Origin of the sequence: Cryobacterium tagatosivorans (assembly GCF_004402215.1) — a bacterium.
In the GTDB taxonomy this organism is placed as follows: Bacteria; Actinomycetota; Actinomycetes; order Actinomycetales; family Microbacteriaceae; genus Cryobacterium; species Cryobacterium tagatosivorans.
In genome coordinates, this window is sequence record NZ_SOEZ01000060.1 from 15937 (window position 1) to 37741 (window position 21805).

Sequence of the window (21805 nt, forward strand, 5' to 3'; positions counted from 1 at the left end):
AGGTGCCGCGGGCTTGAACACTTCCTAACGTACCGCCCCTCCGGGCTGTCGGGGACGGGCGGCGCGGGAGAAGTCACTAATCTGGAGGAATGGAATCGACGTGGCTCGTGCTGCTGTCGCTGGCACTCGGGCTGGCCGTTGGCGCCGGTTTCGTGACTCTGCTGCACGTGGCGGAGCGGCACGGGCGCCGCGCTGCCGAGGTCGTGAACCCCGCCGTCCCCGACGGGATCGACCAGGTGCTCGACGCCCTCGAGTCCGCCGGCATCGTGCTCGACCCGTCCAACAACGTGGTCAAGACCTCCCCGGGCGCGCTGGCCATGGGCCTGGTTTCGAACCAGCAGCTCGTTCATCCGGAACTGCTCGAGCTTGCCCGCCGGGTGCGCCGCTCCGGCGACCCGATCTCCGACGACCTCCTCCTCGCCCGCGGACCGTTCGGCGACGCGAGCATGCACGTGCGGGTGAGGCTGGCCCGGCTGGGCACCCGCTACGTGCTCCTGCTGGCCGAAGACCGCACGGAAGCGTTCCGGCTCGACGAGGTGCGGCGTGACTTCGTCGCCAACATCAGCCACGAATTGAAGACGCCGATCGCCTCGGTGGGCCTGCTCGCCGAGGCGCTCGTCCACGCGGCGGATGAGCCGGAGCAGGTTCGCCGTTTCGCCAACCGCCTGACCACCGAGTCGGCCAGGCTCGGCCGCCTCACCCAGGAGATCATCGAACTGTCCCGGTTGCAGTCGCAGGACGCCCTGGTCCAGCCGGACCTGGTGAACATCGACGACGTCGTCGCCGCGGCCGTCGACCAGGGCCGGATCGTCGCCGACGCCAACCACATCACGATCGCGGTGGGCAAGAAATCGCGCGCCCAGGTCTACGGCGACGAACGGCTGCTCATCGTCGCCGTGCACAACCTGATCGCCAACGCCGTGAACTACTCACCGGACGGCTCCCGCGTGGGGGTCGGCGTCCGGCGAAACGAGGGCGCCGTGGAGATCACCGTGACCGACCAGGGCGTCGGGATCCCGGAAGCGGACCTGGACCGGATCTTCGAGCGGTTCTTCCGCGTCGACCAGGCCCGCTCCCGGCACACCGGCGGCACCGGCCTCGGCCTGGCGATCGTCAAGCACGTCGTGCAGAATCACGGCGGCGACATCCGGGTCTGGTCCCAGCCGGGCAAGGGCTCAACCTTCACCATCCGCCTCCCCGAGGCGTCCCACCCCGCTCCGGCGGCGTCAGGAGAAACCCCGTGACCCGTATCCTCCTCGTCGAAGACGAGCGCTCGCTCAGCGAACCGCTGAGTTTCATCCTCGAGCGCGAGGGGTACGAGGTGAGCGTGGCCGAGGACGGGCCGAGCGCGATCCGCGAATTCGACCGGGCCGGCGCGGACGTCATCCTCCTCGACCTCATGCTGCCCGGGATCCCGGGCACCGAGGTGTGCCGGGAGATCCGCACCCGGTCAGCCGTGCCGATCATCATGCTGACAGCGAAGGACTCCGAGGTGGACATCGTGGTCGGCCTCGAGCTGGGCGCCGACGACTACATGACCAAGCCCTATTCGACCCGGGAACTGCTCGCGCGCATCCGGGCCGTCCTGCGCCGCCACGCCGAACTCATCGACGAGCGGGACAAGGCCCCGGATGTCCTCTCCGCCGGAACCGTGGAGATGGACCTCGAGCGCCACGCCGTCATGGTCTCCGGGGAACTGATCAACATGCCGCTGAAGGAATTCGAGCTCCTCGAGTACCTGCTGCGCAACGCCGGCCGGGTCCTCACCCGCGGACAGCTGATCGACCGGGTGTGGGGAACCGATTACTTCGGCGACACGAAGACGCTCGACGTGCACATCAAGCGGATCCGCTCGCGCATCGAAGCGGTCCCGTCCCAGCCGGTCATGCTGGTGACCGTCCGGGGCCTGGGCTACCGCTTCGAGGCCTGACCCGCCCGGTTCCCGCTACGGGGCGACGGTCGGCGTCGGCGTCGGCGTCGCCGTCACGGGAGCCTGGAACTCCACCGTGGGCTCCGGCGTGGGCACCAGAGTCGAGTACTGCCCGAGGGCGTCGTCGAGTACCGGCACGAGCAGCTTGGCGCCGGTCTCGTTGCCGTACTGCACGAACACCGGGAAGAGCGAGCCGGGCTGGGCGTCGATGCCCCGCAGGGTCAGGGGTTCCTCGGCCTCGCCGCCCAGGGTGAGCGTCGAGTTGGCCTCGACGGTCAGTTCCTCGGTCACCTTGTCGCCGCCTGAGGTGTACTGCACGCCCACGATGTGCGACGAGTCGCCGTGGTTCACCAGCGTGAAGACCAGGTTGGCCGAGTCTTCCCCGTCGGAGATGAGGATGGCGTTGCGCACGGAGACCTCGCCGACGTCGGCGCTCACCCCGTCGCTCGCGTCGTAGTGGATGGTCGTTGCCTGCGGCGCCATGAGGCCGCAGCCGACGGTTCCCGACAGGATGGCAGTCGCCAGAATGGCGGATGCGACGATACGCGCCCTCACAAGACCTCCAGGTCATTTCGGGCCCAGGCCGAGTGGCCGGGACGCCGCAATTTTCGCTTTGAGTTTAGCCTACCCGCGGCTCGGGGAGCGGCGTTCGGCGGCTCACGGGGAGGCGGAGGAGGGGGCACGCGGGCGGGCGCGGCTCGGCGAACCTTACCACCGCGGGCTGTGGTATCCTAGACGTTGCTGAAGGGATATAAATACATGCTTTTTGAGGTTGGCGAAACTGTCGTTTATCCCCACCACGGAGCCGCAACGATCACTGAGGTGAAGACGCGGACGATCAAGGGTGTAGAGAAACTGTACCTGAAGCTCAATGTTACTCAGGGTGATCTCACCATCGAAGTTCCAGCCGAGAACGTCGACCTCGTCGGCGTTCGCGACGTCATCGGCAAGGAGGGACTCGACAAGGTGTTCGAGGTGCTCCGCGCGCCGTTCACCGAAGAGCCCACCAACTGGTCACGCCGCTACAAGGCGAACCTGGAGAAGCTCGCCTCCGGTGACGTCATCAAGGTGTCCGAGGTCGTCCGCGACCTGTGGCGCCGCGACCAGGACCGCGGCCTGTCGGCCGGGGAGAAGCGCATGCTTGCCAAGGCACGCCAGATCCTGATCTCCGAACTGGCCCTGGCCGAGAAGACCGATGAAGAGAAGGCGTCCAGCGTTCTCGACGAGGTTCTCGCGTCCTAGCCCCCCGTTTCGTTGAAAGGCGGCGCCGAAAGGTGCCGCCTTTCTCGTTGCCCCCACAGCCCGCGTACCCGGGCGTGGTCCTTCACTCGCACGACCTCACCAGATAGCCTCCGAACATGACTGATTCACCTGCGCCCCTGGTCGCGGTCATCATCGTCGCCGCGGGCAGCGGAACCCGGCTCGGGCACGAGCTGCCGAAGGCCTTCGTGCCGCTGGCCGGGCGCACCCTGCTCGAGCGCGCCGTCGAGTCCGTCTTCGGCATGCGCGAAGCGGCCCAGGTGATCGTCGTCGCCCCGGAAGACCGGCTGGACGAGGCGCGTGCCCTCGCGGCCGGCCGCGCCGGCTCGGCAGTCGGCTACCTGGACGTGGTCTCCGGCGGAGACAGCCGGCAGGCATCCGTCAAACGGGGCCTTGCCGTGCTCCGGCCCGACGTCGACACCGTGCTCGTGCACGATGCCGCGCGCGCCCTGACTCCGTCAGCGCTCTGCGACGCGGTCGTAGCCGCGGTGCGCGCCTCCGGCGCGGGTGTCGTGCCCGGCCTCGACGTCGTCGACAGCATCAAACGCGTCGACTCGCAGGGCGCCGTCCTCGCCGGCGTCGACCGGCAGGACCTCTCGGCGGTGCAGACGCCGCAGGGTTTCCCGCGCCGGATGCTGCTGTCGGCCTTCGACACGGCAACCGAGGAGCAGACGGATGACGCGGCGCTAGTGCTGTCCGCGGGCTTCCCGGTCAGCGTCATCCCGGGCGACCCGCTCGCCTTCAAGATCACCACCGCCTGGGACCTGCACCGGGCGGAACTGCTGCTGTCCGCCCGCGCCCAGACGACCGGCCTGCCGCGCGTCGGCACCGGACTCGACGTGCACGCCTTCGACGACACCTCCGAGCTCTGGCTGGCGGGCCTGCACTGGCCGGGGGAGCGCGGGCTGTCCGGGTACAGCGACGGCGACGCGGCCGTGCACGCGATCTGCGACGCGCTCCTGTCCGCGGCCGGCCTCGGCGACGTCGGCGGAGTCTTCGGCACCGCCGATGCCCGCCTGGCCGGCGCCCACGGCGACGTATTCCTCCGCGAAACCCTGCGCCGTGTCGCCGACGCCGGTTTCCGCGTGGGCAACGTCTCGGTGCAGGTCATCGGCAACCGGCCCAGGCTCGCGCCGCGCCGGGCGGAGGCCGAGGCCTTCCTCGGCGCCATCCTCGGCGCGCCGGTGAGCGTGTCCGCCACGACCACCGACGCCCTCGGTTTCACCGGCCGGGGCGAGGGCCTCGCGGCGATCGCCTCGGCGTTGCTCGTCCCTGCCGCGTTACAGGGCCCTGTCCTAAGCTGGGAGGCGTGACCATGCGACTGTACGACTCGAAGGCCCAGGCGCTTCGCGACTTCATCCCCCTCGTCCCCGACAAGGTGGGAATCTACGTCTGCGGCCCCACGGTGCAGTCCTCGCCGCACATCGGCCACCTCCGCAGCGCACTCGTCTACGACCAGCTGCGCCGCTGGCTCACCTACCGGGGCAACGACGTCACCTTCATCCGGAACGTCACCGACATCGACGACAAGATCCTCGCCAGCGCGGACGGCGTGATGGAGCAGTGGTGGGCGCTGGCCTACCGCTACGAACTCGAGTTCACGGCCGGCTACCAGCGGCTCGGCATCCTCGCCCCGAGCTACGAACCGCGCGCGACCGCGAGCATCCAGAACATGCTCGACCTGATCGGGCGGCTGGTTGACGCCGGCCACGCCTACCCGGCCGACGACGACACCGGCGACGTCTACTTCGACACCCGGAGCTGGCCCGCCTACGGCGAGCTCACCAGGCAGAAACTCGACAACATGGAGGCGGCAGCGGATGCCGACCCGCGCGGCAAGCGCGATCCCCGCGACTTCGCGCTGTGGAAGGGCCACAAGGCAGGCGAGCCCGTCTCGGCCGCCTGGCCGTCCCCGTGGGGCGAGGGCCGCCCGGGCTGGCACATCGAATGCTCCGCCATGGCCTCCCGGTACCTCGGTGCCGCCTTCGACATCCATGGCGGCGGACTCGACCTGCGCTTCCCGCATCACGAGAACGAACTCGCGCAGTCCACGGCGGCCGGCGACGCGTTCGCGAGCTACTGGATGCACAACGGCCTCGTCCATGTGAACGGCCAGAAGATGTCGAAGTCCCTCGGCAACTCCGTCTTCGCGGCCGAGCTGCTCGAGCAGGCGCGTGCCATCGTCGTGCGCTACTACCTCGGCGCCGCCCATTACCGGTCGACCATCGACTACCACGACGGCTCGCTCGCCGAGGCCGAGGCGGCCCTCGAGCGCATCGAAAGCTTCCTCGACCGGGCCGACCGGCGCCTGGCCGACACCCGGTTCGCCGGGTCGGGGGTCGAAATCGTGCCGGAGGAGTTCGCCGAGGCAATGGACGACGACCTCGCCGTTCCCCAGGCCCTCGGCGTGCTGCACGAAACGGTGCGCGCCGGAAACGCCGCGCTCGACGCCGAGGACCTGCACGCGGCGGCATCCGCCCGTGGCCAGGTGCTCGCGATGAGCGAGGTCCTCGGCATCAACCCCCTCTCGCCCGGTTGGTCCGTTGCCACGGATGAACCGGCCATGATCGCGCTCACCGCGCTCGTCGAGCGCCTGCTCGACGACCGCGAAATTGCCCGGCAGAGCCGCGACTACGCGGCCGCAGACCGAGTCCGGGACGAACTCGTCGCCGCCGGAATCACCATCGAAGACACCCCGTCGGGTGCACATTGGAGTTTTGACTGATGAAGAACACAGACCGCAAGGCTCGCACCGGGGCCGTGCGCAAGGGCAGCCGTGGCCCGCAGGTGGGCTCGGGCGGCCAGGGCCGACAGGCTCTCGAGGGCAAGAAGCCCACGCCCAAGGCCGAGGACCGCCCGTACCACCCCGCCGGCAAGCGCAAGCTCGCCGAGGACCGCTACACCGCGGCAAGCGGTGGCCGCGCCCGCCCGGCCGCGGCGAAGGGTTCCGCGCGCGGGGCCTCTCGCGGAACCGCGGCCAGCGGCGGCGGCGGAACGTCCACGCGCAAGGCGAAGCAGGTCGACGAGCACGAGATCGTCACCGGACGCAACTCCGTGCTCGAGGCGCTGCGGGCGAAGATCCCCGCCTCCACGCTGTACATCGCGACCCGCATCGAAATGGATGACCGGGTCAAGGAGATCCTGACCCTCGCGAACAACCGCAACATCCCGATCCTCGAGGTGATGCGCCCGGAGCTCGACCGCCTCGCCGGCCGTGACTCGGTGCACCAGGGCCTCGCCCTCAAGGTGCCCGCCTACGAGTACGCGCACCCGATGGAGCTTCTCGAACTGACCATCAGCCGCGGCCATAAGCCGCTGTTCGTGGCCCTCGACGGCATCACCGACCCGCGCAACCTGGGCGCGATCATCCGCTCGACGGCGGCCTTCGGCGGCCACGGCGTGATCGTGCCGCAGCGCCGCTCGGTCGGCGTCACCGCGTCGGCCTGGAAGACCTCGGCCGGCGCCGCCGCCCGCACCCCCGTCGCGATGGCCCCCAACCTCACCCAGACGCTCAAGGCGCTCAAGGACCAGGGTGTCCTGGTCATCGGCCTGGACGGCGACGGCGACGTGATGCTGCCCGAGCTCGGCCTCGGTTTCGCCGAACGCCCGATCGTGGTCGTCGTCGGTAGCGAGGGCAAGGGCCTGTCGCGCCTCGTCACCGAGACCTGCGACGCCATCGTGTCGATCCCGATCAGTGCCGCGACTGAGTCGCTCAACGCCGGGATCGCCGCCGGAGTGACCCTGTACGAGATCTCCCGCCTGCGCTCCGCCGCCAAGGCTGCCAAGGCCGCCGCCAAGCTCGCGAAGTAACCCGCCCCCACCCCCGCGAAACCGCAGTCGTGCACGTTATGAGGCGTTCATAACGCGCACGACTGCGGTTTCGCGGGGTGGAAGTTAGACCTTGAGGCGCCAGTCGGGCTCGGCGTCGGCGTCGGTGGGCAGCGTGATCGGCAGGGTGATCGATCCCGTCGGCGGCTCGATCACGGTCGCCTCGTCCCTGCGGTGTCGCAGCACATCCTGCACGTAGGAGGTGACGGCCTCGGCCAGCGGGATCTCGCGCGACTGGTTCTGGGCCATGAACCACCGGTGGTCGAGCAGCTGGTGGAAGACCTCGGCCGGTTCGAGCTTGCCCTTGAGTTCGCGGGGGATGGCGCGGACGACCGGCTCGAAGACGCGCACGAGCCACTCGTGGGCCGTCATCTCCTCGTCGGAATCCGGCTCGCCGTAGGCGGCCCGGTAGGAGTCGAGGTCGTTGAGCAGGCGCCTGGCCTGGTTCTCCTCCGCGTCGAGCCCGGTCAGGCGCAGCAGCCTGCGCTGGTGGTGCCCGGCGTCGACGACCTTCGGCTGGATGCGCACGGTCGTGCCGGTCTCATCGGTCTTGATGGCGAGCTCGTCGATGTCGAAGCCGAGATTGTTGAGGCGTTCGACCCGCTCGCGGATGCGCCACCGCTCGGAGCTCGCGAACGACTCGGATCCGGTCAGTTCCTTCCAGAGCAACCGGTACGCCGCGACGATGCCGTTGCTGACCCGGATCGGGTCGAGCTCGTCCGCGACCCGGCCGCCGGCCTCGAGGTCCATGAGCTCGCCGGCGATGTTCACCCGGGCGATCTCGAGGTCGTTCTCGCGCTGGCCGTTGGAGAGCCCGCCGGAGTACAGCTGACCCGTTTCCGCGTCGACGAGGTAGGCGGCGAAGGCGCCGGCGTCGCGCCGGAACAGGGTGTTCGACAGCGACACATCGCCCCAGAAGAGGCCGACCATGTGCACGCGCACGAGGAGCACCGCGAGGGCGTCGACGAGGCGGGTGGCGGTATCCGGACGCAGGGTCTGCGAGTACAGCGCCCGGTAGGGGAGCGAGAACTTGAGGTGCCGGGTCACGAGCACCGAATTCAACGGCTCGCCGTCCTCATCCGACCGGTTCGTGATCACGGCGACGGGCTCGACGCAGGGGATCTCCAGCGCCTGGAGGGTGCGCAGCATGTCGTACTCCCTCTTGGCCATCTCGCTCGTAGTTTCCTTGATGGCCACGACCCGGCCGCTCAGGTGGGCGAAGCGCACCAAGTGGCGCGAGATGCCCTTGGGCAGCGCCGCGATGTTCTCGTTCGGCCAGGCGTCAAGCGGGAGCTGCCACGGCAGGTCGAGCAGCGCGGGGTCGGCGGTGGCCGAGGTGATGTTGAGGGAACCGCTCATGGATCGAGCCTCACTGTGCGGGATATGACTGTGCCGGAATGAATCTGTGCGGGATGCCTGCGGGAATGACAAGGCCGGACGGAGCGATGCCCCGTCCGGCCGTGTCAAGCGGTGAACCTAGTCCGCAACCGCTCCGCCGAGGCGCAGGCCGGATTCCGCGTCGAAGACGTGGAGGTGGTTGGGCGTCGGGGTCAGGTAGACCGTGTCCCCGGCGTTCGGGTGCGAGCGCCCGTCGACGCGGGCGACGATGTCGGTGCGCTTGCCCTCGACCGTGGAGTGTCCGTACAGGTAGCCGTCGGCGCCGAGCTCCTCGACCAGGTCGACCTCAACCTGGAGTCCCTCGCCCTGCGCGGTCGCCAGGTGGATGTCCTCCGGGCGGACCCCGATCGTCACCTTGTCGCCGCTCGCGCCGGCGAGGGTGTCGCGCTGCACGGGGACGGTCGCGGTGCCGAACTTGACGCCGCCGTCAACCCGGTCCGCCAGGAACAGGTTCATGGCCGGGCTGCCGATGAAACCGGCAACGAACACGTTGTTCGGCTTCGCGTACAGGTCGCGGGGGGTGCCGACCTGCTGCAGGACGCCGTCCTTGAGCACCGCGATGCGGTCGCCCATGGTCAGCGCCTCGGTCTGGTCGTGGGTCACGTAGACCGTGGTGACGCCGAGGCGGCGCTGGAGGGAGGCGATCTGGGTGCGGGTCTGCACACGGAGCTTGGCGTCGAGGTTAGACAGCGGCTCGTCCATGAGGAACACCTGCGGTTGGCGCACGATCGCGCGGCCCATGGCGACGCGCTGGCGCTGGCCGCCGGAGAGGGCCTTGGGCTTGCGGCTGAGGTACGGCTCCAGGTCGAGCAGCTTGGCGGCCTCGAGCACGCGGGCGGCGCGCTCGTCCTTGTTGATGCCGGCGATCTTGAGCGCGAAGCCCATGTTCTCGGCAACGGTCATGTGCGGGTACAGCGCGTAGTTCTGGAAGACCATGGCGATGTCGCGGTCCTTCGGCGGGACATCCGTGACGTTGCGCTCACCGATGAAGATGTTGCCGTCGTTGACCTCTTCGAGGCCGGCGAGCATGCGCAGCGAGGTGGACTTTCCGCAGCCGGACGGGCCGACGAGGACGAGGAATTCCCCGTCCGAGACCTGCAGGTCGAGGTGATCGACGGCGGGGCGGGTGGAACCCGGGTAGAGCCGGGTTGCCTTGTCAAAAGTGACCGAAGCCATGGTTTTCTTCTCCTTCACCGGCAGGAACGTGCCGGACGATCCGTTGTGAGTGGGATGTGATGCGCGTCCCGCGGGCGGGCCGCGCATCCTGACCAGTATTGCATGGCGGTCCGCGTGCACCTACGGTGCGCGTACAGCGACCGTTTGGGATTTTCCCAGACACGGGTTCTAGTCTGTGGAAGGCTTTGCATAAACATTGCGGGAGCCCCCATACGTTCGGAGCAACTATTCATGACTAACGGCGGACCCGGCGACAGCCGTCCTTCCAAGAACCAGCGACGCGACGCGGCCCGCAAGAAGGCCACGCAGCTGCGCGAGGAACAGAAGAAGAAGGATCGCCGCAATCGGGTCTTCCTGCAGGGTGGCATCGCCGTGGCGGCCATCGCCATCGTCGGAATCATCGCCCTGGTCATCGTCAACTCCATCCGCCCGGTCGGCCCGGGCCCGGCCAACATGGCCAGTGATGGCGTGCTGATCGGCCAGGGGCTCAATACGGTCAAGACCCCCGCGCTCCAGCCCGATGCGGAGCCGATCGCATCCGTGCCCGACTCGACCGGCGCGGTGGCCGACATCCGCGTCTACATCGACTACCTGTGCCCGTACTGCGGCCAGTTCGAACAGACCAACAGTGAGCAGATCGCCAAGTGGGTTGACACCGGGGCCGCGACCGTCGAGATCCACCCCGTGTCGATCCTCACCAGCAAGTCCGCCGGCACCCAGTACTCGCTGCGAGCGGCCAATGCCGCCGCCTGCGTGGCGAACTCCGCGCCCAACGATTTCTACGCGTTCAACGCCGCCCTGTTCAAGGACCAGCCCCAGGAGGGCACCGCGGGCCTGACCGACAAGGAAATCAAGCAGGTCGTGCGGAGCTCCGGGGTGAAATCCTCGCTGTCGAAGATCGACACCTGCATCGATGACCTGCAGTACAAGTCCTGGGTCCTGGCCGCAACCGACCGCGCGCTCACCGGACCGATCCCGAACGCGTCAATCCCCAAGGTCACCGGCACGCCGACCGTGCTCGTCAACGGCAAGCAGTACCTCGGGTCGCTGGAAGACCCCAAGGAATTCGCGGCCTTCGTGCTGCAGTCCGCCGGTGCGACCTACTCCACCTCCACGCCGACCCCGACCCCGACGCCGACTCCGGCCGGCTAGGACGCGCCCCACCCGCCGATTCTGTGATTTAGGATGGGAGATCGAGGCCTTCGGGCCTCATGCCGGCCTGGCGCAATTGGTAGCGCACCACTCTTGTAAAGTGGGGGTTACGGGTTCAAGTCCCGTGGCCGGCCCCGTAGAGCCCGGCGTCGCCGTCCCTGGGCTATTCAACTTGGCTGCTTCTCAGCGCCAGGGTTGAGTCGGCTTCGTCTCCCTGTGCGCAGAGCGCCACTGTCGCTCGACACGCAAGGCGCTAAAACGTACAATTTAGCTATGAGCACTATTCCCGCCACCGAAGCCCGCCAGAAGTGGGCGCAGACTCTCGAACGCGCCCATCGTGAGCCGGTGACTATTACCCAGCACGGCCGCGACAGCGTGGTGCTGCTGGACGCCGCGGTGGCCAAGCGAGCCCTGGCCGCCCTGGAAGATGCCCAGGACGCAGCTGCCGCCGATGCCGCACGTGCGGAGATTGATGCCGGCGAGCCGACCATTGTGCTTGACGACATCGCCCGGGAGCTTGGCATCGAGCTTGGCTGACGACTACGTCGTCGAGTTGTCTCCGGCCGCAGCGAGGAGCCTGCGCAAGCTGGATCGGCAGGTTCAGCGGCGGATCCTGGGAGTGCTCCTGCTCCTTCGCGAAACGCCCCGTCCCCCTGCCGCGAAATCGCTGGTGGGTCATCCGCTGTACCTGCGGGTGCGTACCGGAGATTACCGAATCGTCTACACGATCCAGGGTCAGAAGCTTCTCGTCCTGGTGCTCGCGCTGGGCCATCGACGCGAGGTCTACAGGGACCTCTGAGCCAGGCTGCCTGGTGCCTCCCCGACCGCAGAAGTGGGACTCGCGGCTAGAGAACGCTCAGGAACTCGGCCGGGTCGATCGACAGGCGCACGCCCGGCTTCGCGTCCGGCGGCACTCCGCCGACGTAGAGCCAGCCGAGCAGTTCCTCATTGTCGGCCAGCGCATGCACGCCGCGCACCGGCGCCGACCGGGTCTGCGGTCCGGTTCGCCACATCACGCCCCAGCCGGCGTCGGCCAGCAGCAGGCTCAGCGCGTGGGCGACCCCGGCCGCCGCGGCATCCTGCTCCCAGTCCGCGACCTTGTCGCTCACGCGGCGGCTGGCCACCAGGGCGATCAGGAGTTCGGCGCGGAGCGGTTTGGCGGCGGTCCTGGCCGCTTCGTCGGCCGTATGTCCGGATGCCGCGACCAGGGCCTCGCCCAGCCGACGCCGCGCGTCCCCGCGCACTTCGATCAGGCGCCAGGGCCTCAGCGCGCCGTGGTCGGCGACCCGCGCGGCCGCAGCTACCAGCGGGAGCAGTTCGTCGTGGCTGGGGGCATCCGGGCTCACCCTGGAGTACGACCGACGCGCGGCGAGCGCGTCGGCAACGGCGGACACCGCCGGCTACTCGACGGGCTTGAAGTTGAGTGCGATGGAGTTCATGCAGTAGCGGTCGCCGGTCGGCGTGCCGAAGCCGTCGTCGAAGACGTGCCCCAGGTGCGAGCCGCAGTTGGCGCACCGCACCTCGGTGCGCACGGTGCCCAGCGTCCGGTCTTCGATCAGCTCGACGGCCTCCGGGCGCACGGACTCGTAGAAGCTCGGCCAGCCGCAGCCCGAATCGAACTTGGTGCCGCTCTTGAACAGCTCGGCGTTGCAGGCGCCACAGGTGTAGATGCCCGAACGGCTCTCATCGAGGAGCTCGCCCGTCCAGGCGCGCTCCGTGGCGGCCCCGCGGAGAACCGCATACCGCTCGGGGCCCAGCTCCTCGCGCCACTCGGCTTCAGACTTCTTGACTTCGTGGTCCATGTGCGTCCCTTCGTCCCCGGGCACAGCCCGGTTCTCATGTCCTAAGCCTAAACTCGCGGGGCCGCCGCGGCATTCCTTTCCCGGTCGGCATCCAGCCAACTCACACGCACCCGTGCCGGGGTACGTTGGGCGAACATGGAGACCGACCCAAATAGGATGACGGTACCAAGCGGTGCGCGCAGGGAGAGGTGGCCGATGGAGAAATCACACGAACCGGCCGCCGACGGCGGGCCGGAATCGGGCTCGCTGTCCGCGCGGGACGAAGCGATCCTCAACTTCGAAGGCCAATGGCGCAGCCACGCCGGCGCCAAGGAACAGGCCATTCGGGCCGAGTTCGGGCTCTCGGCCGCACGGTACTATCAGTTGTTGGGTGCCCTCATCGACTCCCCGCTGGCCCTCGCCCGCGACCCCATGCTGGTCAAGCGCCTGCATCGGATGCGCGAAGCCAGGGCACAGGCGCGAGCGCGCCGCTCCGCCCGCCCCACCGACTGATCGAGATCGAACCAGACTGACGATGCCCCAGCCCTATCCGAAAGATCGCTTCGACGGTCACGCGCCCGCTCTTGCCCGCGTGGGCGCGCACCGGGCGCCGAGCAGGAAGGGCCGCGGCTGGATCGCGTTCTGGTGGGCTCTCGCCGCGACGGTGCTGTTGATCGCGGTCGGCGTGGGAGGACTGTTCTTCCTGAACAACCGGCTCACGCCCGACACGGCCGGACTCGCGCCCGACGCGGCGGCACCCACGGCGACGGCCAAGCCCACGCCCACGCCCACTCCCACGGCGACGCCCACGGTGCAGCCGACCGTGGACCCGAACCTGACCGTGACCGTGCTCAACGGGACCCTGACGATGGGCCTGGCCGGTTCCGCGGGCGACGCGCTCGGTGCCGACGGGTGGACCGTGGGGGCGCTTGGCGACGCCGCCACCTCCGACGTTGCCGAGACGATCGTCTACTTCGCCGATCCTGCCCTGGAGGGCGCGGCCCTCGGGGTCGCGGAGTCCCTGCCCGGGGCGGACATCCTGCTCTCGGACGACTTCGCGGAGTCCGGCGCGGACCTCACGGTGGTCGTCGGCAACGACTACGTTCCGCCGGCGGGATAAGGCTCCCCGGAGCCCCGTTTTCTGGCCATCGACCTGCGATTTGTCAACCCCCTGTTATTCCAGAGGCTCTTCGCTACGATCGGCCATGGTCGCTCATTTTGTACGTGCCGCTCGCCTCTTCCGGGGCGGACCCGCTGCACGGCCATTGTGGACGCAGTCACTGCACCGAAGCAGTTTCCGCGGAAGGCCCGGCGCGGCCAGTGGGCCCGTGCCGACGTAATCACAGCACTGGGGAGTAACACATGGCGCACGGAACCGTAAAGTGGTTCAACGCTGAGAAGGGCTTCGGCTTTATCACGATCGACGGCGGGGGGCAGGACGTCTTCGTTCACTATTCCGCCATCGATATGAGCGGATACAAAGTACTCGAAGAAGGCCAGGCGGTCGTCTTCGAGGTTGGCACCGGAGCGAAGGGACCGCAGGCCGAGTCGGTTCGACCCGCCTGATCCGCTGAGTTTCACGGACCGAGTTTCACGGCTTGCACGCCCTAACGCCGCGCGGGTGACCGCGCGGCGTTAAGGTGAAACAGTGACCGAGAACATCGAAGTGATCCAACGTGGCCGACCGGTAGCGGTGAAGATCCTTGCCGCGGTCATCCCGGTGCTGCTCCTGGCCGCCTGCACGGCGGAGGCGCCACGGCCGAGCGCGACCGCCAAGCCGACCGCCACGGAGAAGGCCTGGGTCTCGACGTACACGCCCCCGGCAGCGACGGAACTCGCCCCGCTGCGCGGCACGGCCGTGGGGAAGGGCAAGCTCAAGCACCCCTCGCTGGCCGTGAAGATCGACAACCACGAGGCCGCCAGGCCGCAGATCGCGCTTGAACGGGCCGACATCGTCTTCGAAGAGCTGGTCGAAGGCGGCCTCACCCGCTACGCCGCCATCTGGCAGTCAGACATCCCGCCGCTCATCGGCCCCGTGCGCTCGATCCGGCCCATGGACCCGGACATCATCTCGCCGTTCGGCGGAATCGTCGCCTACTCCGGCGGCCAGAAGATCTTCGTCGACATGATGCAGAAGGCCCCTGTCGTGAACGCCGTGTTCGACTACGACCGATCCGGCCTGTTCTACCGCATCGGCGGAAAGAGCGCCCCCCACAACGTCGTCGTCAAGGCGACCACTCTCGTGGCGCGGTATCCCAAGCTGGCCAAGCCGGTGCAGCAATTCGCCTACGCCCCCAGCGTCGCCGCGTCCTCAGCCGTCGTCGACGGGAAGTCGGTGAGCATCATCAACACGAGGTTCTCCGATCAGCGCTGGCCGAGCTGGGCATGGAACATCAAGTCGAAGGCCTACCTGCGGTCCCAGGAGGGTCACGTGGACCGCGACAGCAACGGCGCACAGCTGAAATCCACCAACGTGGTCATCATGCGAGTCGGCATCAGCCACGTCTACGGACCCGTTCCCAAGACGGTCGTGATCGGCTCCGGCGAGGCCTGGGTCTCCACCGGCGGCCGGACGATCCACGCCACCTGGTCGAAGAAATACCACTCCTCGTCCATCCGCCTGGTCGACAACAACGGCGTGACGATCCGCCTGGCGCCCGGCAACACGTGGATCGAGCTGGTCCCCAAGGAGACGGGGTCGGTCGAGCTGGTGCGCTAGCGCCCCGCCGTTCACTTGCACTCTCGGCACCAGAGTGCCAGAATCGTCTTTGGCACTCTCTCCTTCTGAGTGCTAACCCCATCACGTTTTTGAACGTCCGGGAGGGACGAGAAACACTTATGGCAAAGATCATTGCTTTCAACGAAGAGGCCCGTCGCGGCCTTGAGCGCGGCCTGAACATCCTCGCCGACACGGTCAAGGTCACCCTCGGCCCGCGCGGACGCAACGTCGTTCTCGAAAAGAAGTGGGGCGCCCCCACGATCACCAACGACGGCGTGTCCATCGCCAAGGAGATCGAACTCGACGACCCGTACGAGAAGATCGGTGCGGAACTCGTCAAGGAGGTCGCCAAGAAGACGGATGACGTCGCCGGCGACGGAACGACCACCGCCACCGTCCTCGCCCAGGCGCTCGTTCGCGAAGGCCTGCGCAACGTCGCGGCCGGCGCCGACCCGATCAGCCTCAAGCGCGGCATCGAGAAGGCAACTGCTGCCGTCATCGAAGAGCTCATCGCGAACGCCAAAGAGGTAGAGACCAAGGAAGAGATCGCGGCCACCGCTTCCATCTCCGCCGGTGACGCCGAGATCGGCGCCATCATCGCCGAGGCGATCGACAAGGTCGGCAAGGAAGGCGTTGTCACCGTCGAGGAGTCCAACACTCTCGGCACCGAGCTCGAGCTGACCGAGGGCATGCGCTTCGACAAGGGCTTCCTGTCGGCGTACTTCGTCACCGACCCCGACCGTCAGGAAGCGGTCTTCGAAGACCCGTACATCCTGATCGTCAACTCCAAGGTCTCGAACATCAAGGACCTGCTGCCGATCGTTGACAAGGTCATCCAGACCGGCAAGCAGCTCCTCATCATCGCCGAGGACGTCGACGGCGAGGCCCTGGCCACGCTCGTTGTGAACAAGATCCGCGGCATCTTCAAGTCCGTCGCCGTCAAGGCTCCGGGCTTCGGCGACCGCCGCAAGGCGCAGCTGCAGGACATCGCCATCCTCACCGGTGGCCAGGTCATCGCCGAGGAGGTCGGACTCAAGCTCGAGAACGTCACCCTCGACCTGCTCGGCACGGCCCGCAAGGTCGTCATCACCAAGGACGAGACCACGATCGTCGAGGGCGGCGGAGACGTCGAGGCCATCGCCGGACGCGTCCAGCAGATCCGCAGCGAGATCGAGAACACCGACAGCGACTACGACCGTGAGAAGCTCCAGGAGCGTCTCGCCAAGCTCGCCGGTGGAGTTGCCGTCATCAAGGCCGGCGCCGCGACGGAGGTTGAGCTCAAGGAGCGCAAGCACCGCATCGAGGACGCCGTCCGCAACGCGAAGGCTGCCGTTGAAGAGGGCATCGTCGCCGGTGGTGGCGTTGCGCTGATCCAGGCCGGCAAGACCGCTTTCGCCAAGCTGTCCCTGACGGGCGACGAGGCAACGGGCGCGAACATCGTGCGCGTCGCCATCGACGCACCGCTCAAGCAGATCGCACTCAACGCCGGCCTCGAGCCGGGCGTTGTCGCGGACAAGGTGCGCAACCTGCCCGTCGGCTGGGGCCTCAACGCCGCAACCGGTGAGTACGTTGACATGCTCCTCGCCGGCATCAATGACCCGGTGAAGGTCACCCGCTCCGCGCTGCTCAACGCCGCGTCGATTGCCGGACTGTTCCTCACCACCGAGGCCGTTGTCGCCGACAAGCCCGAGAAGCACCCGGCCCCGGCCGGCGACCAGGGCGGCGGAATGGACTTCTAAGTCCCCTCCCGCTTCACCGCACCAGATGATGGGCGCCTCCTTGGGGAGGCGCCCATTGTTTTGTCTCGGCCGTGTTGTCCCGGTCGCCTTGTTCCGGCCGATTTGTTCCGCCCTCTTTGCGCGGGCGCCAGGGCCGTGCGCCGGCGTCAGCGCGCGAACAACAGCGCGTTGGCCTGCTCGACCTCGGCATACTGCTGACCGGCCTGCGACAGGGCCCGATTGAGACCCTCCGCGCTCTCCTCAACCTGTCGCTGGGTGGCGCGCCAGTCCGACACCGCAGCCTGGAATGCTGCGGCCGCCTGACCGCTCCACGACCCCTCGAGGCCGGTCAGCTGCGCGAGCAGCCCGGCCACCTCGGCCTGGATGCGGCCAATGGCCGCCTGCGCGGTCGCCGTCGTGCCCAGCACGGCCTCGCTGTCCACCTGGTAGCTCGTCATGTTCGTGGTCCTCTCGTCGCCCGCTACGGTACGGCTCCCGCGGGCGGACCAGGACGATGGCCCCCTGGCGGTGGATGGCGCCCCACCGGCCGCGGGTGGGGAGGTCGCGGCCCCCGGCGGTCGCGCCGCGGCCACGAGCCGGCCATCCGGGGTGCCCATGCGCGCCATTCGGACTCGACAGCCTTGGGGACGTAACCCCACACCAAGGAGACCGCATGAGACTTCTCACCCCCACCCGCCGGATCCGACCGAGCGGGCGCAGGTCCGCGAGGGCAGCGGCCGTATTCGTCGGCGTCGCCCTCGCCGCCGGCGCGACAGTGCCCACGGCCTCCGGCGCGCACGCGACCGAGGCGCCGGAGGCCGTCACGGTCATCAATGCGGCTCACCGCGGCGCGAGTGCGTACTACCCGGAGAACACGCTGCTCTCCTTTCGGGAGGGCATCGCCCTCGGCGGCGACTTCGCCGAGCTCGACGTCCAGCGTTCCAGAGACGGCGAACTCGTCGTGATCCACGACACCAGCCTGGCCCGGACGACGAACGTCGAGCAGCTCTTCCCCGACCGTGCTCCCTGGAAAGTCAGCGACTTCACCCATGCCGAGATGCTCACCCTCGACGCCGGCTCCTGGAAGGACCCGAAGTTCGCCGGTGAGAGGATCCCGACCCTCGCCGAGTCAATCCGGACGATCCGCAACAGCAGCGGCGGCATGCTCCTGGAGATCAAGGCGCCGGAACTCTACCCCGGAATCGAGGCCGAGGTGGCCGCGGAGATGAACACCTTCCCCGGCTACGTCCAGTCGGCCGTCTCCGCCGGGCGTCTCGTCGTCCAGTCGTTCAACTTCGGCTCGATGAAGGCGTTCAAGGCACTCGAACCGACCGTGCCCGTCGGTCTCCTCGGCACTCCGACGTTCGCCCAGCTGCCCGAGCTGGCGACCTGGGCGGACCAGATCAACCCGTACCACTACTCCATCGACGCCGCCTACGTTGCCGAGGTGCACCGCCTCGGGATGGAGTGCCTGACCTGGACGGTCGACAGCGACGCGGACCTCAGGCGCGCCATCGACCTGGGTGTCGACGGCGTGATCACCAACCGGCCTGACGCGCTGGAGCGCATCCTGGCCGACCGGGTGGCGCGAGGCTAAAGCGACCTGGCCTCAGGGGCGCTCGGCGGAGTGATCCCCTGGGGCGCGTTCGGGGAGCCGGCCAGCGGGAGCCAGACCCGGAAGGTCGCCCCGCCGCCGGGGGTGTCGAGGACCTCCACGGTGCCGTTGTGGCTGGCCACGATCGAGGCGACAATGGCGAGGCCGAGGCCGCTGCCCCCGGTTTCGCGGGCGCGTGAGGTGTCCGCGCGCCAGAAGCGCTGGAAGATCTTGTCCCGAATCTGGGGCGGGATGCCCTCACCGTGGTCGACCACGGCGATCGCCGCGCGCTGGTTCCGCCGATCAACGGACACCTCGAGCTCGACCGGGCTGTCCGGCGGGCTGAACCGCAGGGCATTGCCCATCAGGTTGGTGATCACCTGGCGGATCTTGTTCTCCTCGGCCATGACGACGGCGGGGACCGCGCCGGACGGAGCCGCGGGCTCGATCTGCGGGGCCGGCGGGTCGGTTCGGCGCGGCTTGCGCGTGCGCAGCCGGGCCAGCGTCGCGCCGGCGAAGGAGATCGGGCCGGTGAGGGAAGCCGCCCCATTGGCCGGCTGCATCCTGGGCGCGTTGACGGGCCGCGCGGCCGCGGCCGAGTCGGCATCGACGGCGGGGATGTCGGCGGTCTCGTCGAGATCCTCCTGCGGCGCCCGGGACACGACGGTCACTCGTCGCCCCGGGGAGGACGCCATGGCGTCGAGCGCGGCGTCGCGGGCCAGGGGCATGAGGTCGACCTCGGCCAGGGCCAGGGGCTTCGTTTCGTCCAGGCGGGCCAGCTCGAGGAGGTCCTCGACCAGTCCGCCCATCCGGATCGCTTCCTTCTCGATGCGTTCCATCGCCTGGGCGACGTCCTCGGGCGTCTGCAGCGCGCCCATCCGGTAGAGCTCCGCGTAGCCGCGAACGGAGACGAGCGGGGTGCGCAGTTCATGGCTCGCGTCGCCGACGAACCGGCGCATCTGGTCGATGGTGCGCGCGCGGTCCTTGAAGGCGCGGTCGATGCGGTTGAGCATCGTGTTGAGCGAGCGGTTCAGCCGGCCGACTTCCGTGTTCGGGGTCGCGCCGCCGAGGCGCTGGCTGAAGTCGCCGTCGGCGATCGCGGCCGCGGTGCGTTCGACCTCGCGCAGCGGCGCGAAGGTGGTCGTCACGAGCAGCCGGGTGAGCAGCGCGCCGACGAGGACCACGCCCACGCCGAAGCCGAGGAAGATGGTGAGGTAGGTGGCCATCGTGTTCTCGGTCGGCTTCAGCGACACGGCCATCAACAGGGTTCCGTAGGTGCCCTGGGGACTGATCACGAACGGCACCGCGACGGCGTGGAACTCGGTGTCGTGGTTCGCGTTGTAGAACGTCTGGATCTCGCCGTCGAGCCGGGTCACGGTCTGGAGGTCGAGCGGCATGTCGATCATGGGCAGGTCCCGGCTGGGCCGATCCCGCCAGGTGCGGTCCCGGATGGCGCCGCTCTCGTCGTACAGGGCGACGAAGTAGTCGGACGGGACGCCCTCCGCGCTGCCCTCGGCCAGGGAAGCCGCCGAGTAGCCGTTGAGCGCGGTCTGCGCCTCGGTCTGGAGGCGCGCGTCGACCTGCTGGACGACGTACTGCCGCAGCATCGCCATCGTGCCGATGCCGGAGACGAGGAGCCCGAGGGTCAGCATCAGCACGGTCACGCCGGTGATCTTGGAGCGAAGGGAGGTACGGCTCCAGCGCTCCGTCAGTGACTCATGCATGTGGCCTTCAGTTTATCGGCGCAGCCTGTGAGCTACGCCTTGGCCGCCTTGAGCATGTAGCCGAAGCCGCGTTTGGTCTGGATGAGCGGCTCGCTCGAATGCGTGTCAACCTTGCGCCGAAGGTAGGAGATGTAGGACTCGACGATGCCGGCATCCCCGTTGAAGTCGTACTCCCACACGTGGTCGAGGATCTGCGCCTTGGACAGCACCCGGTTGGGGTTGAGCATGAGGTAGCGCAGGAGCTTGAACTCGGTCGGGCTGAGCTCGATCGGCTGGTCGCCGACCAGCACCTCGTGGGTGTCCTGGTCCATGGTGAGCTCGCCGGCCCGGATGACGGCATCCTCGTCGGCGTGCATGGTGCGACGCAGGATCGCCTTGATCCGCGCGACGATCTCGTCGAGGCTGAACGGCTTGGTGACGTAGTCGTCGCCGCCGACAGTGAGCCCGGTGATCTTGTCTTCGGTGTCATCCTTCGCGGTGAGGAAGAGGATCGGGGCCGTGTACCCGGCGGTGCGGAGGCGCTTGGTCACGCCGAAACCGTTGATGTCGGGGAGCATGACGTCGAGGATGATGAGGTCCGGCTCCTCCTCCAGTACGGCGGAGATCGCCTGGGCGCCGTTTCCCACGGCGCGCACGGCGAAGCCGGCGAAGCGCAGGCTGGTGGTGAGAAGATCCCGGATGTTGGGTTCGTCGTCGACAATGAGAATGCGGGGGCCATCGGTCATGCCACCAGTATCTGCGCGTTAGCTGGGATGTTCCTGAGAGTGGACGGTATGTGTCAGGTCGTTGACGAGCCTCGAACGGATGCCTCGGCCCGGCTGATCCTGATGCAGCACCGCCCGGCTCCCGGCTCGCTGGCCACCGCGTGATCGTGGTCGCCGCACCCGTCGGCCAGTCCCCGGACGAGCTCGTAATTGAGCTCACAGACGATGTCGGTGTGCTTCTGGGCCAGGCGGTGGAACGGGCAGTTCCCCAGCACGAGGTCGTCGCCGTCGGCATACGGTTCGAAGCCGTTTCCCGCCAGGGCGAGGGGGAGCGAGGCGGAGGCCGCGCCCCGGCTTCGCCCGGCCTCGCCGGCCACCGCGCGGAGGGTTTCGCGCACCGGCCGTTCGGTCTCGATGGACCGCTCGATCGCGCCGGCGAGGACGTCGCCGGCCAGGTCGTAGTGCCGCTCGGGGAGCGAGACGCTGATCTCGGCGTCGGCGCGGCGGTACAGTTTCGCCGGGCGACCGGAGCCGGGCCCGGTCCGCCCGCTCAGGCGGCGGTACTCGACGTCGACCAGGCCGAGCGCGGCCAGGCGTTCGAGGTGGAAGGCCGCGGTGCTCCGGGAGAGGCCGACGGATTCGGCCGCGGCATCCCGGCCGATCGGTTCGGCGTTTCGGGTGACCAGCTCGTATAGGGCCCGGCGCGCGGGATCGGCCAGCGCCGTGACGGCGGCGACCCGGCGCGGGAGCGGGGTCGCCTCGGGGGGCGTGTCCGTGGGTGTCCCGGTCGGCGTCGGCGTCTCCATGGGATGAGTCTAGCT

24 protein-coding genes and 1 tRNA gene are annotated in these 21805 nt (G+C 68.6%); 16 read left to right on the forward strand and 9 right to left on the reverse strand.

The annotated features are described in order from the left end of the window. The first annotated feature begins 89 nt into the window (after positions 1-89). On the forward strand, positions 90-1244 hold the full coding sequence (locus E3O23_RS12460) for a sensor histidine kinase (protein WP_134491492.1): 1155 nt from the start codon (positions 90-92) through the stop codon (positions 1242-1244). After that, positions 1241-1930 (forward strand): response regulator transcription factor, encoded by a 690-nt coding sequence (locus E3O23_RS12465; RefSeq protein ID WP_134491494.1) that lies wholly within the window; start codon positions 1241-1243, stop codon positions 1928-1930. Before E3O23_RS12460 ends, E3O23_RS12465 begins: the two co-directional genes overlap by 4 nt. A gap of 15 nt (positions 1931-1945) precedes the next feature. On the opposite strand, the gene E3O23_RS12470 is transcribed toward E3O23_RS12465, so the two are convergent. Next, on the reverse strand, positions 1946-2485 hold the full coding sequence (locus E3O23_RS12470; protein WP_134491496.1) for a hypothetical protein: 540 nt from the start codon (positions 2483-2485) through the stop codon (positions 1946-1948). Between the two features lie 204 nt (positions 2486-2689). Here E3O23_RS12470 and E3O23_RS12475 point away from each other — a divergent pair, with 204 nt between their 5' ends. The 4 genes from E3O23_RS12475 (at position 2690) to rlmB (ending at position 7000) form a co-directional block, all read left to right on the forward strand. Continuing rightward, positions 2690-3172, forward strand: a complete 483-nt coding sequence (locus E3O23_RS12475) for a CarD family transcriptional regulator (RefSeq protein ID WP_134491498.1) — start codon at positions 2690-2692, stop codon at positions 3170-3172. Positions 3173-3288: 116 nt separating this feature from the next. Continuing rightward, positions 3289-4503: a 2-C-methyl-D-erythritol 4-phosphate cytidylyltransferase gene (ispD, locus tag E3O23_RS12480; RefSeq protein ID WP_134491500.1), complete on the forward strand. Its 1215-nt coding sequence runs from the start codon at positions 3289-3291 to the stop codon at positions 4501-4503. Then, positions 4500-5915, forward strand: a complete 1416-nt coding sequence (gene cysS, locus E3O23_RS12485) for a cysteine--tRNA ligase (protein WP_134491502.1) — start codon at positions 4500-4502, stop codon at positions 5913-5915. The genes ispD and cysS overlap by 4 nt, the downstream gene beginning before the upstream one ends. Continuing rightward, positions 5915-7000: a 23S rRNA (guanosine(2251)-2'-O)-methyltransferase RlmB gene (rlmB, locus tag E3O23_RS12490; protein WP_134491504.1), complete on the forward strand. Its 1086-nt coding sequence runs from the start codon at positions 5915-5917 to the stop codon at positions 6998-7000. The genes cysS and rlmB overlap by 1 nt, the downstream gene beginning before the upstream one ends. An 84-nt stretch (positions 7001-7084) precedes the next feature. Here rlmB and E3O23_RS12495 read toward each other — a convergent pair whose 3' ends face one another. Both E3O23_RS12495 and E3O23_RS12500 read right to left on the reverse strand, forming a co-directional pair. Beyond that, positions 7085-8377 carry a DUF4032 domain-containing protein gene (locus E3O23_RS12495; protein ID WP_134491506.1) on the reverse strand — a complete coding sequence of 431 codons (1293 nt, stop codon included), beginning with the start codon at positions 8375-8377 and terminating at the stop codon, positions 7085-7087. A gap of 117 nt (positions 8378-8494) precedes the next feature. Next, positions 8495-9592: an ABC transporter ATP-binding protein gene (locus tag E3O23_RS12500; RefSeq protein ID WP_134491508.1), complete on the reverse strand. Its 1098-nt coding sequence runs from the start codon at positions 9590-9592 to the stop codon at positions 8495-8497. A gap of 231 nt (positions 9593-9823) precedes the next feature. On the opposite strand from E3O23_RS12500, the gene E3O23_RS12505 reads away from it, so the two are divergent. From E3O23_RS12505 to E3O23_RS12520, 4 genes are all read left to right on the forward strand, one after another. Beyond that, on the forward strand, positions 9824-10744 hold the full coding sequence (locus E3O23_RS12505) for a DsbA family protein (protein ID WP_134491509.1): 921 nt from the start codon (positions 9824-9826) through the stop codon (positions 10742-10744). Positions 10745-10805: 61 nt separating this feature from the next. After that, positions 10806-10878: transfer RNA gene (locus tag E3O23_RS12510), tRNA-Thr, on the forward strand. 139 nt (positions 10879-11017) lie between these two features. Continuing rightward, positions 11018-11281 (forward strand): type II toxin-antitoxin system Phd/YefM family antitoxin, encoded by a 264-nt coding sequence (locus tag E3O23_RS12515; RefSeq protein WP_134491511.1) that lies wholly within the window; start codon positions 11018-11020, stop codon positions 11279-11281. Beyond that, on the forward strand, positions 11274-11543 hold the full coding sequence (locus E3O23_RS12520; protein ID WP_241983467.1) for a type II toxin-antitoxin system RelE family toxin: 270 nt from the start codon (positions 11274-11276) through the stop codon (positions 11541-11543). Before E3O23_RS12515 ends, E3O23_RS12520 begins: the two co-directional genes overlap by 8 nt. A gap of 46 nt (positions 11544-11589) precedes the next feature. Here E3O23_RS12520 and E3O23_RS12525 read toward each other — a convergent pair whose 3' ends face one another. Both E3O23_RS12525 and msrB read right to left on the reverse strand, forming a co-directional pair. Next, positions 11590-12138, reverse strand: coding sequence for a nitroreductase family protein (locus E3O23_RS12525; protein ID WP_134491515.1), 549 nt, complete (start codon positions 12136-12138; stop codon positions 11590-11592). Between the two features lie 6 nt (positions 12139-12144). Next, positions 12145-12546 carry a peptide-methionine (R)-S-oxide reductase MsrB gene (gene msrB, locus E3O23_RS12530; RefSeq protein WP_134491517.1) on the reverse strand — a complete coding sequence of 134 codons (402 nt, stop codon included), beginning with the start codon at positions 12544-12546 and terminating at the stop codon, positions 12145-12147. A gap of 195 nt (positions 12547-12741) precedes the next feature. On the opposite strand from msrB, the gene E3O23_RS12535 reads away from it, so the two are divergent. The 5 genes from E3O23_RS12535 to groL all read left to right on the forward strand — a co-directional run bounded on the left by E3O23_RS12535 (position 12742) and on the right by groL (position 16983). Then, complete coding sequence (locus E3O23_RS12535) at positions 12742-13038, forward strand: DUF3263 domain-containing protein (RefSeq protein ID WP_198415184.1); 297 nt, start codon at positions 12742-12744, stop codon at positions 13036-13038. A gap of 22 nt (positions 13039-13060) precedes the next feature. Continuing rightward, a complete protein-coding gene (locus tag E3O23_RS12540; protein ID WP_134491521.1) occupies positions 13061-13645 on the forward strand; it encodes a LytR C-terminal domain-containing protein in 585 nt (194 codons plus the stop codon). A gap of 242 nt (positions 13646-13887) precedes the next feature. Further along, entirely contained in the window at positions 13888-14091 is a 204-nt protein-coding gene (locus E3O23_RS12545; RefSeq protein ID WP_134491523.1) for a cold-shock protein, read from the forward strand. Between the two features lie 82 nt (positions 14092-14173). Beyond that, positions 14174-15244, forward strand: coding sequence for a DUF3048 domain-containing protein (locus E3O23_RS12550; protein ID WP_134491525.1), 1071 nt, complete (start codon positions 14174-14176; stop codon positions 15242-15244). Between the two features lie 119 nt (positions 15245-15363). Further along, the gene (groL, locus tag E3O23_RS12555; protein WP_134491527.1) at positions 15364-16983 is read left to right on the forward strand and encodes a chaperonin GroEL; all 1620 of its coding nucleotides are present in this window, start codon (positions 15364-15366) and stop codon (positions 16981-16983) included. A 146-nt stretch (positions 16984-17129) separates the two neighbouring features. On the opposite strand, the gene E3O23_RS12560 is transcribed toward groL, so the two are convergent. Continuing rightward, a complete protein-coding gene (locus E3O23_RS12560) occupies positions 17130-17420 on the reverse strand; it encodes a WXG100 family type VII secretion target (RefSeq protein WP_134491529.1) in 291 nt (96 codons plus the stop codon). 215 nt (positions 17421-17635) lie between these two features. Here E3O23_RS12560 and E3O23_RS12565 point away from each other — a divergent pair, with 215 nt between their 5' ends. Then, complete coding sequence (locus E3O23_RS12565; RefSeq protein WP_134491531.1) at positions 17636-18559, forward strand: glycerophosphodiester phosphodiesterase; 924 nt, start codon at positions 17636-17638, stop codon at positions 18557-18559. Here the strand turns inward: E3O23_RS12565 and E3O23_RS12570 are convergent. Genes E3O23_RS12570 through E3O23_RS12580 form a run of 3 tightly spaced genes read right to left on the reverse strand, consistent with a single transcriptional unit; the run spans position 18556 to position 21790 of the window. Then, positions 18556-20280 (reverse strand): sensor histidine kinase, encoded by a 1725-nt coding sequence (locus tag E3O23_RS12570; RefSeq protein ID WP_134491533.1) that lies wholly within the window; start codon positions 20278-20280, stop codon positions 18556-18558. The two genes, E3O23_RS12565 and E3O23_RS12570, sit on opposite strands and share 4 nt — an antisense overlap. 32 nt (positions 20281-20312) lie before the next feature. Beyond that, the gene (locus E3O23_RS12575; RefSeq protein ID WP_092322181.1) at positions 20313-21005 is read right to left on the reverse strand and encodes a response regulator transcription factor; all 693 of its coding nucleotides are present in this window, start codon (positions 21003-21005) and stop codon (positions 20313-20315) included. Positions 21006-21058: 53 nt separating this feature from the next. Further along, the gene (locus E3O23_RS12580) at positions 21059-21790 is read right to left on the reverse strand and encodes a helix-turn-helix transcriptional regulator (RefSeq protein ID WP_134491535.1); all 732 of its coding nucleotides are present in this window, start codon (positions 21788-21790) and stop codon (positions 21059-21061) included. Positions 21791-21805 lie beyond the last annotated feature (15 nt).